Origin of the sequence: Streptococcus mitis (assembly GCF_001579035.1) — a bacterium.
Lineage (GTDB): Bacteria > Bacillota > Bacilli > Lactobacillales > Streptococcaceae > Streptococcus > Streptococcus mitis_J.
Genome location: NZ_KQ970291.1, coordinates 54500 through 64006, shown reverse-complemented (window position 1 = coordinate 64006; position 9507 = coordinate 54500). Strand labels below are relative to the sequence as shown.

Here is a 9507-nt window from a genome sequence, read left to right as displayed (position 1 = left end):
AATTTCCACTTTGGTCAGGCAAGTGGAAGTTACTTTGAGAAATTACCCCGCTTAATACCCAGTGAAAATAAAGCTTAAAACCCCTTTACAAATCTAGCCATTCATGGTAAAATGAATTTTGTGTGAAATATCAGCAGGAAAGCATGAAGCTCGTCAACAGGTGTCTTATGATAAGTAACCTTGGCTGTTTAGGCGAAGGGCATCTGCACGAATCAGGGCTTTCTAAGTGACTATTTCCACCGAAATATTATTTATATCAGGAGGACATTTACATGTCACGTTATACAGGACCATCTTGGAAACAAGCTCGTCGCCTTGGCCTTTCACTTACAGGTACAGGTAAAGAATTGGCACGTCGTAACTACGTACCAGGACAACACGGACCAAACAACCGTTCTAAATTGTCAGAATACGGTTTGCAATTGGCTGAAAAACAAAAACTTCGTTTCACTTACGGTGTAGGTGAAAAACAATTCCGTAACTTGTTCGTACAAGCTACAAAAATCAAAGGTGGAATCCTAGGTTTCAACTTCATGCTTCTTTTGGAACGTCGTTTGGATAACGTTGTTTACCGTCTTGGTCTTGCGACTACTCGTCGTCAAGCTCGTCAATTCGTAAACCACGGTCACATCCTTGTTGACGGAAAACGCGTTGATATCCCATCATACCGCGTAACTCCAGGTCAAGTGATCTCAGTTCGTGAAAAATCATTGAAAGTTCCAGCTATCCTTGAAGCAGTAGAAGCTACTCTTGGACGTCCAGCATTCGTATCATTCGACGCTGAAAAATTGGAAGGTTCATTGACTCGCTTGCCAGAACGCGACGAAATCAACCCAGAAATCAACGAAGCACTTGTCGTTGAATTTTACAACAAAATGCTTTAAGATAAGACTTTATATTGTAAGAAGCCTACAACAGTGGGCTTTTTGCTTTGTCTTAAAACGTTGATTTCTGGGTTTGTTCAGTTATTTGTTCAGTTATAAACTTTTTAGTGCAGTTTCATAGAACGAAACTGCTTTTTTTGTCATTCTCTTTTGAGAGGTGACTGTATATATCCATGGTCATAGATAATTGGGAATGTCCTAGACGGTGCTGAAGTTCCTTGTAAGGTATTCCAGAGTTAAGCAAGAGACTAGCGTGAGTATGGCGAAAACCATGAAAACCAATGTTAGGTACACCAGCATGTTTGAAATGTGTGTTTAAACGAGTTGCTAGTGTTTTATTGTTTGGGTATTGAGGAAATAAGAAAAGTTTAAGTCTGTTATTTTAAATTTGATGTTTATTCCGCTACCGCTTGATTTTTATATTTCATTAGTAAGCAAAAGCCTTTATATTGCTGATTTTCTTTAAAATCACATTTCCTTATATTTTCTTTAAATTCTTTAAAAGTTCCTAAAAATGTTCACAAAAAAAGCCCCACAAAGGAGCCACTATACTATATGATGAGTTCAGCAGGCAAGAAACTAGCACGGTCAAACGTGCTTTTTTATTACCTAGCACCATTATACCACACTATCGCCAACCTATATATTCGGAAATCTAAAAGCCCCTAGATTCATTTCCAAGGGCTTCTAACTGATTCATGGAGTTTTATATGATGACGCCCTAAAGCGGGGCGCCCTAGACTGCAATCATTCCGCTGATAGCTACTTATAGGCTTCTAGTTCTCCGTTCTCGTGGATTCTAGCAAAGTTTAAGACAGCTATCTGTTTGTATCTCTGATAGCTAGTTGAACTAGCCCCAGCAATCTTAGCACATTCACTTGCCGTCTGTCTTCTCATGTAGCAATAATGAATGATAAAACACTTTCTAGCACGTTCATTCTCTATCTTATTGATATCATGGACAAATGTTTCTAGACCCTCTCTGATTACTTTTTCATGCTTACTAGTCAAATTCCACTGATCAGGTAAGATAAGTTTCCAAGACTTTTCATCTATCGTAACCTGGTTTTCACTTCCTGCCATCCTCTGGAATCTCAGAAAGTAAGTCATCCGCTTTCTGACGTTCATCATCGTTTTAAACTTATCCAGCTCCATTTTTAACGACAACCTTTCTACTCCTATACCTCAGGACTATCTTAATCTTCTTTTAGGATTCCCAAACTTGGCAATCCTTTCATCTCGTTTTCTTTTACGTTCTTCAGCGGACTCTATACCTATCTGTTTTCGACGCTCCACATCTTCTTGATTGATATTACTCCATTTTCTGGTATGTACATTCTGCAATCTACCATCTTGCGGATAATATTCAACGGTGCATCTACAATTACTATGCCGTCTGTAAATATCATGGGGAACGGAAGGATATTTATAACTACCCTCCAGTTCTTGACACCACTTACAACACTTCCCAGCCGTTCGCCTAGTAATTTTAGGGCTAAGTCCTGCTTTATACTGAAATACCACATTTCTTTGAATCGTATCATCTACAATACTTTGGGTGAAATTAACGATCGTTTCACCTACCAACCATTTTACAGCTCCAAAATCGTCTTCACTAGCTAAACGATTTACTAAGCCGTCAATCCTATCTTGATTCAACTCAGGAACTTGAGCAGGAATGCGAAGGTTAGCCCTAAGGTTTAAATCTTCTTGAACTTTTTCAGTATATTCGCTTACAAGGTCATAGTTTCGACCCAAAACATCTTCCAGCAATCGTTTAGCGATATTATAGTACATCTTACCATCTGGTAGGCTTTCATTACTTAAGTAAGCTCCTAAAACCTTTGAGAGTATTTCACCAATTTCTATAGCGTATTGATTAGCGTCCAGATAATTAGCTTTATTCTCTTCTAGCTTTTCCAGCAACTTTTCCAGAATCTCACTATCTAGCCTAGCCTTTTCAAATTCTGCCTTGATTTTCTGGAGTAGACTTGGGAATATATCTTCCATTATTTTTCATCTCCTTCCAGTAAACCGCCTTTTTCATTTTGGCGCTCTTTCTGACGTCTATAGTATCGTTTCTTTTGGGTCAATATCTTGTCCTTTTTCTTTTGGTAACGCTCTGCGTCTTTCTTTTTATTACATAGCTTACAAACTTTTGAGAAGCCCATCTTGTCCGAATGCTTCCTATAAAAGTTTTCGCTAGATAATTCTTTAGTCTCATGACACTTGGAGCATTTTCTAGTTACAGTAGTTTCATTCAATCCTATTTACTCCTTTTTATCTTTCTCGCTCGCGAGAAAATATGTACAGTGATGGCGTGTAGTTCGGGAACACCGAGGGGGAGGGGGGATGCCCCCTACTCTCAGCTATGAGTTTCTTATACATTTATATTTCTATTGAAGATTTTATTATTTTTTATTGTAGTTTAAAATCAATTTATACGCTTCAAACTCCTTGAAGCAATTCATTGCATCACGAAGATTTTCGCCTCTGATTTCGTAGGAATAAAAATTAAATCCTGTAGTACCTTTAGTGGTAAAGTTTGTTTGTAAGTCACAGATTGTGTTCTCAGCTTCATTTCTTAAATTATTGCATTCTGTATAAAGATCTTCAAGTTCTTTAAGAAGACTACTAGCATTTTTAAATAATCTATCATCTTCTTTTTTTATAAAATCACGGATTTCATCCTCAATACTTTGCGTCTGTTCTTTAGAAATATAATTCTTATTTTCAATGTTACTAAGACGATTTTTGTACATTTCTCGTTTTTTATTTAATACGGAAATCTTTTCTTCAATTTTGGTGTAAGATTCAACATCCAAGTTGGCTTCAGCAGCAGCCAATTCTTCATACTGTGAACTAATTTCAGATTCGATTATTGGTAACTGATCACTGATTTCAGCTAATTCTTTCGCTTGTTTGTTCCGTACTTCTTCTAGTTTCTTTTTGTTTTTTTCAATTACATTCATTTTCTTCTCCAATTCTTTGTTAAGTATTTTTTGTATTCATCGTTGATTTGTTTTGTCTCGTTTCTTATCCTTGGTTTTTCTAACATTTTCACCTCATTTCACTACTGTTATATTTAACATATCTTCTATTCTGTTAAATTTAAGCGACCTCCCTTCTCGCCTTGTCTATCAAGGAGGGAGGGCTATTTTTATGATTTCCTATTTACATTTTCTCATTATGTAAAATACAAGTATGATTTCCGTTTTAAAAGTTACTCATTTAAGTTACTATTTTCATTCCTTTTAGGTCTATTCCTCACGATTCCAAAAAGTGTAGTCATTTTGGGATATCTAGTGACTACGCTATCCGCCTTACAGTCCCAAGGCTTTTCGCCTTGCGTAGTCATGTAGTCACCTTGCTCCCAAAAAAATAAACAATAAACGCCTTTTATCTCTTATCTTCATATACTCTTTAATAAATAGAAAATAACTACATTTTTATATAAAAGTCAATAATACCAAGGGTTTAGGGGTGTAGTCAGTAAAATAGTAAAAAACAACACTTATTTCTAACCCCTTATGTATCAAGGGTTTTCTTCCTATTTAAAATGTAGTCACTTTTTAAAAATAAACTACACTGACTACATTTTTTTAACGTAAGCTGGTTTAATACTTTTACCAAATCTTGTTGATCGCCTATGTTCCCAGCCGTCTCGGTTTTGCATGTACTTTTTAACCTTAGCCTTATCCTTTGGCGGTACTTTGTCCGTCAAATACACCTCTTGAAAAAATAGGTTAATGGTCATCTTATCCCTGTCTACCAGTTCGCCGTAGGTGTCTGTGTCCAGTTCAACCGTTCCGCCCCTGTTATTTCTATAGTATCCCTCGTTCATCATGTCGTAGATATAATAGTATCGCGTCCTGTCGGTCATCGGGAACTGATACATTCTTTTTGGGTAAGGAGTGCCTAAATAGCGCTCCAAATCCTCAAGGGTTTCATCAACAAACTTGTAACGGCTTCTAACCTCATTTACTAGCTTTTCTTGCTCGTCTGTCAGGTTCAAGACTTGGTTAGCTCTCCAAGCCATCACCATAGCACCCCAAAAGGCTCTACGGTCTTTTTCTGTCCACTTCCTGCCTTTATAAGCGGTGTCCTTGTGGACTTCCGCAACCAGAAAGCGCCTTTCTCCTGTCAAGTCGTTCAAATAATCATGGTCATTGGTTGCTCTGACAATGATAAAACTCTTAGGGAGTCGCCTATCACTGGAAGCGTAAGGCGGTCTAAACTCTAGCTTGGTTTCTGTGATGAATTTCTTCAATTCTGAAAAACTAGCCTTTTTACTGGCCACCATCTCATCATCAAATACACACCAGTTTCTTACCATTCTAGCCTTGTCATCTTTGTCTGTGAAGGTCTCAACAGTTGTAAAATACTTGTGAGTAAAAAGCCCCTCAAAAAATTGGGTCTTTCCTACTCCCTGCCTTCCAGTCAAGTCCAGCACAAAGTCAAACTTAACAGTAGGATCAAACACCTTGGCAACCGCTCCACGGAAAAATAAGTCCATGATAATACGGTTATATTCGTCATCCTTGATATTGAGATAATGCCTTAAAATATCAAAGGGATCATGCTGATTTACTAACTCTTTATACTCGCTTTCGCAAGATTCCAGATAGTCTTTTAAGGGATTGTAGCTATGTTCTCCAGCCACCACTTCCAAGATATCAGCAATATCCCCTTTTTTATAATCCATCTTATACTTGGTAGCAATATATGCCCTAATCTCTCTGATAATCAGGTCATCGATTGTACCGCTCAAGGTTCTACCATTTAACTTAATAGACTTGGTAACGTCAATTTCATATGTAAAAGTGTTGTACTGTATCGCCCCTTTTAGCTTACTATCCCCACTCAAAATCTTCTTGAGATTGTCCAAGGTGATGACAAAGCCTTTTCCTTTGGTTTTAGGAGTTAAATCTAGGCTATTGTTTTCCTCACTTGTCTCCCTTGCTTGGGTCAAGTCTACCACGGTAGGCGGTATTTGTTGCTGATTCTCTTCGATGATTTTACTTACAATTTCTTCACTATTCAAAAGCCACCTCCTTATAGAATTTTGTCGCTACTTCTAGGAAATAGCTGGCTAGGTCTTTCCGTTTGACGATTGCTGAAAATAGGTCCACCAACTGACTAAAGCTGTAGCCATTTACAAATAGCAAGCGGACAAAAAGTGAAGTCTCATACCTGGTATAAATGCCATTACAAATCAGGTCAAAAACCCAGCCTTTCAACTCCACTCCAAGCCCCTGCCGTTGCTCGGTCAATTTGTTTACCTCTAACTCTTTCAGAATCGTCAGCAAGTCAGAGCTGGCCAAAGCTATCTCCAAGTCTCTAATTAATTTCCAACCCTCCACTTGCTCTTTTTCATCTTTGACAGCCACATACAAACCTTTATAGTGAAAATCCGTCAGCGCCTCGCCTATCGGTTCAAAGTAGATAAATTTGAAGTGTTTCCCATTCTTCCAAGCTTGGGTAGGGGTAGACTTAAGAAAGCCAAACAAGGCCAATTTGTTACTAGACAAGGTTAACTCTATCACTCTCATTCTCCCACCCCCATAAACTTACGGATTTCGTCCACTTTGTAATAAACTTTTCTGCTATCGTCTCCTGGAGGTTGATAACGCTTCAAGCCCATTCTTTCCCATTTTTGTAAGGTCAGGTATTTTATATCTAATTCTTCCTGTACTCGTTTTGCGGAAATCAATCCAATGATTCGGGGAGGTATTTTCTCATGACTTTTTAGGTAACGTTCTAAGGCTTCTAATATTTTTATTTGAATTTCTTCAATCATCCTTTCAAACATATCGTCACCTCCACGGCTTAATACCTGCAAGTTGGATATATCGCCCATAGTCAGGGCTTAAACTCTCACTAGGTCTTTCTACCAGTTTCCTGTTTTCTCGCTCAATTTGGACGCTCTTTTTGCGGTCTCGTTGGTTTAGGTAAATGAGAAAGCCAATCAAAAGCACGGTAAAAATAAGCGCCTGTGTATTGCTTATATCTAGTTCATTCATTTTAAAAGCCCTCTTTTTTGTAAATCAGACGCTACTAAACTTCGTAAATACGTCCAAGTTGAAGCAGTCTCATGAGTAATATCATTACTTAACTTGTTTTCGCTTATTACTTGATTTAAGTAATTGAATAGTAACCAGTCAGGTTTCTTATTGTACATTTCTGCACACTCATCGTCATATTTTTTTAATTCTCCCAGTAAGTTCTCAACATTCTTATTATAAAATTCTTCATGACTAGCTTCCTGCATCTTGTACGCTTCAGATAATTTATAAAAACTTATCCATAGATCACTAATTACTGAAATACAATCTTCAGCAATTTCCGTTGCGCCAATATGATTCTTAGACTTATGCCACTCTGATAAAATCTCCAGCTTTTCCTCTACAAGTCCTAAGTCTTTTTTAAATTCTTTGAAATAATCATTCATGCTATGTCCTCTCTATATTTATTAGTGTTTTTTGTATGTTCTATAATTAGACTTTCTAATGCTTGAGATACTACATTGATGGTAGCTGTCTTTTCAGAATCTTCTCCTACACTAGTCATTCCTAAAACTATCAAAATGTCTTTCAACCTTCCGCAAAGTTCTTCATAATCAGTTAAAATATCAAAATTTTCCTTTGTCATATTTTTCCTTTTCTGCCTGTTTCCTATACACGATTACCACCACTCCAAACGCTGGGCGTTTGCCCCAAGTTGGCTGACGCATGTAGTGATGTTTCGTGGGTAATGACCCACATTTTTGCTAAACAAGTGCTTATAGTCGCCGTGTCAGCACTCGTTTTTCAAAACCTTTTCTAATTGCTTGCCTGCACTTCGGTTTTCTTAGTTTTTCTTCGTTTCGTTTTCGATTTGATCACCTAATCTTTTCCAGGCTCTATCAAATTCATCACGTTGGATTTCTTTACTATGTAATTGCCTCGCTAACTCCATGCCTCTACGCATGAATCTAGCGAAGTGAGTTTTTGCTTCCATCCCTAACCCTCCATCATGTCATAAAGTAGGGCGTAGTGCTTATCTGGGATTCTGTCCAAGGCTTTCAAGCCGTCATGTTCTGCTTTTTGTCTGGTTTCCGCCTTGACTGTACTATCAAAGGCGATAGAAAAGGCGTTTAGCATAGCCTTGTAGCGGTCTACGCTCTTCAAATAGCGCCCACGGTCTGACAATTCCTTGTCTTCCAGTTCCTCTTTTACCGAATCGTCCAAGAGTGCGAACTTGGAGTACACCCCTTTTTCTACTTCAAACCCTAGACGCTTGTTTTGTCTCAGATTGTAAAGATTGACCCTACAACTCTCCAAGTTGCGGTAGCCTAATACTCCAGCAATTTCTTCTAAATTTTTGCCCTCTAATTCGGACAATTTTTCAGCAATATCTTTGAATTTTACTGCTTGATGTTGTTTTCCCATTGTATACCTTGTCTTTCTATGCTATAATCAAGGTATAGAAAAAATATCTATACTCTTAATCTTGTCGCTTGCCTCGGTCGCCAAACTCTCCGCAAGTGACTTTTTTTGTTGTCTTTTTTCACGCTTTTTTCCCTGTATGGGGGTTATAAAGCAAGTCTTTACTTTCGATAAGATCCAGAATCCAGCTGAATCCCTGCTCCACCGTTTCAAGAAATGCGCCCAGGTCTTCACTGTCCAAATCCTCATAGTTCATACAAAGATACTCGGCTAGTTGTCTGTCCATCTCGACTAGCTTTTTAAAATCCTTGAAATACTTAGGAATTTCTACTCCCTTAGCATTTGTAACTGTCTTAAAATCATTTTCCATTTTCTATACTCCTATGCTTTAAAAATTAGTTCTTTAATTTCTGAATATCTCATATTCAAGTTGATCATCGCTATTGCCATATCCTCCAAACGTTGGTAGTTTGTTAGTTCCGCGCTTGTTAAACTGTCAATACCGTTTTCACTTTCTCGCTCTTGCATGAGTTGAGACTTGTTTTTCCCAGTCGCTCCCTTTAGCAGTAGGTTTGTAAGAGTGCTATAGGCATGCTTGGGTGCTTTCTCCCATGATTTGATAGATTCGGTTAAGGTCTTGCGCTTTGGCTTTTCCAGTTCTCTTTGAAGATAACGTTTAGAAAGTTCATCACGCATTTCAAAAAAGGCTTTGACTAGATTCATTTTAAATTGCCGTACAGGTTCGGTATTCTTTAGATAGGTGATCAGCAAGGTAGCCTGTTGTTCGTTTAGAATATAGCATTTTTTAGGTTGCCCTCTCTTATCTAATTTATGGATTTTAAATCCAAGTATTCCCAACGCTTCAAAATCAGCTTTATTGTCTCTGACTAAGCGTGTAATAGTGTGGTGCTGTACTTCAGCACATTCAGCGATGATTTCACTCGTAGTATACGGCTCTTTCTTGCCATCCATGTAAACCAGTTCCATTGGTTCGCTCCTTTCTTCTTTTGTCAGTGCTTGCCACCTAAAACAGTACCAAGGTAAAGCATGAAATATACTTCAGGAGAATAGTTCCTTAATACTGCCATAGGTAGCAAGCAAGGTAGTCTAGTAAATAGTTAGCTGGATCCGTTCATCAATCCCTAGTGGTAAAGCACCACATGAGAAATCTGTAAATGTAGAGTAGTATTGCGATT

At 38.0% G+C, this 9507-nt stretch carries 15 protein-coding genes and 1 pseudogene; 1 reads left to right on the top strand and 15 read right to left on the bottom strand.

From position 1 onward, the window contains the following. The first annotated feature begins 272 nt into the window (after positions 1–272). The gene (gene rpsD, locus SMIDD26_RS09370; protein WP_000092756.1) at positions 273–884 is read left to right on the top strand and encodes a 30S ribosomal protein S4; all 612 of its coding nucleotides are present in this window, start codon (positions 273–275) and stop codon (positions 882–884) included. Between the two features lie 93 nt (positions 885–977). Here rpsD and SMIDD26_RS11930 read toward each other — a convergent pair. The 15 genes and pseudogenes from SMIDD26_RS11930 to SMIDD26_RS09310 all read right to left on the bottom strand — a co-directional run. After that, a pseudogene (locus SMIDD26_RS11930) lies at positions 978–1236 on the bottom strand (tyrosine-type recombinase/integrase); the annotation flags it as partial. 410 nt (positions 1237–1646) lie between these two features. Continuing rightward, on the bottom strand, positions 1647–2039 hold the full coding sequence (locus SMIDD26_RS09365; protein ID WP_061439923.1) for an ArpU family phage packaging/lysis transcriptional regulator: 393 nt from the start codon (positions 2037–2039) through the stop codon (positions 1647–1649). Between the two features lie 36 nt (positions 2040–2075). Further along, complete coding sequence (locus SMIDD26_RS09360; RefSeq protein ID WP_061439922.1) at positions 2076–2894, bottom strand: hypothetical protein; 819 nt, start codon at positions 2892–2894, stop codon at positions 2076–2078. After that, positions 2894–3148 carry a hypothetical protein gene (locus tag SMIDD26_RS11925; protein ID WP_134990273.1) on the bottom strand — a complete coding sequence of 85 codons (255 nt, stop codon included), beginning with the start codon at positions 3146–3148 and terminating at the stop codon, positions 2894–2896. Before SMIDD26_RS11925 ends, SMIDD26_RS09360 begins: the two co-directional genes overlap by 1 nt. 147 nt (positions 3149–3295) lie before the next feature. Beyond that, complete coding sequence (locus SMIDD26_RS09355; protein WP_061439921.1) at positions 3296–3856, bottom strand: coiled-coil domain-containing protein; 561 nt, start codon at positions 3854–3856, stop codon at positions 3296–3298. Between the two features lie 620 nt (positions 3857–4476). Then, positions 4477–5928 carry a virulence-associated E family protein gene (locus tag SMIDD26_RS09350; RefSeq protein ID WP_061439920.1) on the bottom strand — a complete coding sequence of 484 codons (1452 nt, stop codon included), beginning with the start codon at positions 5926–5928 and terminating at the stop codon, positions 4477–4479. After that, entirely contained in the window at positions 5921–6436 is a 516-nt protein-coding gene (locus SMIDD26_RS09345; protein ID WP_061439919.1) for a hypothetical protein, read from the bottom strand. Before SMIDD26_RS09345 ends, SMIDD26_RS09350 begins: the two co-directional genes overlap by 8 nt. Next, positions 6433–6696 (bottom strand): hypothetical protein, encoded by a 264-nt coding sequence (locus tag SMIDD26_RS09340; protein WP_061439918.1) that lies wholly within the window; start codon positions 6694–6696, stop codon positions 6433–6435. Before SMIDD26_RS09340 ends, SMIDD26_RS09345 begins: the two co-directional genes overlap by 4 nt. A gap of 4 nt (positions 6697–6700) precedes the next feature. Then, positions 6701–6907, bottom strand: coding sequence for a hypothetical protein (locus SMIDD26_RS09335; protein ID WP_061439917.1), 207 nt, complete (start codon positions 6905–6907; stop codon positions 6701–6703). After that, positions 6904–7335, bottom strand: coding sequence for a hypothetical protein (locus SMIDD26_RS09330; RefSeq protein ID WP_061439916.1), 432 nt, complete (start codon positions 7333–7335; stop codon positions 6904–6906). The genes SMIDD26_RS09335 and SMIDD26_RS09330 overlap by 4 nt, the downstream gene beginning before the upstream one ends. Beyond that, complete coding sequence (locus SMIDD26_RS09325; protein WP_061439915.1) at positions 7332–7535, bottom strand: hypothetical protein; 204 nt, start codon at positions 7533–7535, stop codon at positions 7332–7334. Before SMIDD26_RS09325 ends, SMIDD26_RS09330 begins: the two co-directional genes overlap by 4 nt. A 198-nt stretch (positions 7536–7733) precedes the next feature. Continuing rightward, positions 7734–7883, bottom strand: coding sequence for a hypothetical protein (locus SMIDD26_RS12345; RefSeq protein ID WP_000387644.1), 150 nt, complete (start codon positions 7881–7883; stop codon positions 7734–7736). Positions 7884–7885: 2 nt separating this feature from the next. Beyond that, complete coding sequence (locus tag SMIDD26_RS09320; protein WP_000517935.1) at positions 7886–8314, bottom strand: hypothetical protein; 429 nt, start codon at positions 8312–8314, stop codon at positions 7886–7888. Positions 8315–8432: 118 nt separating this feature from the next. Beyond that, the gene (locus SMIDD26_RS09315) at positions 8433–8681 is read right to left on the bottom strand and encodes a hypothetical protein (protein WP_061439914.1); all 249 of its coding nucleotides are present in this window, start codon (positions 8679–8681) and stop codon (positions 8433–8435) included. 11 nt (positions 8682–8692) lie between these two features. Beyond that, on the bottom strand, positions 8693–9298 hold the full coding sequence (locus tag SMIDD26_RS09310; protein ID WP_061439913.1) for a Rha family transcriptional regulator: 606 nt from the start codon (positions 9296–9298) through the stop codon (positions 8693–8695). Between the last annotated feature and the right edge of the window lie 209 nt (positions 9299–9507).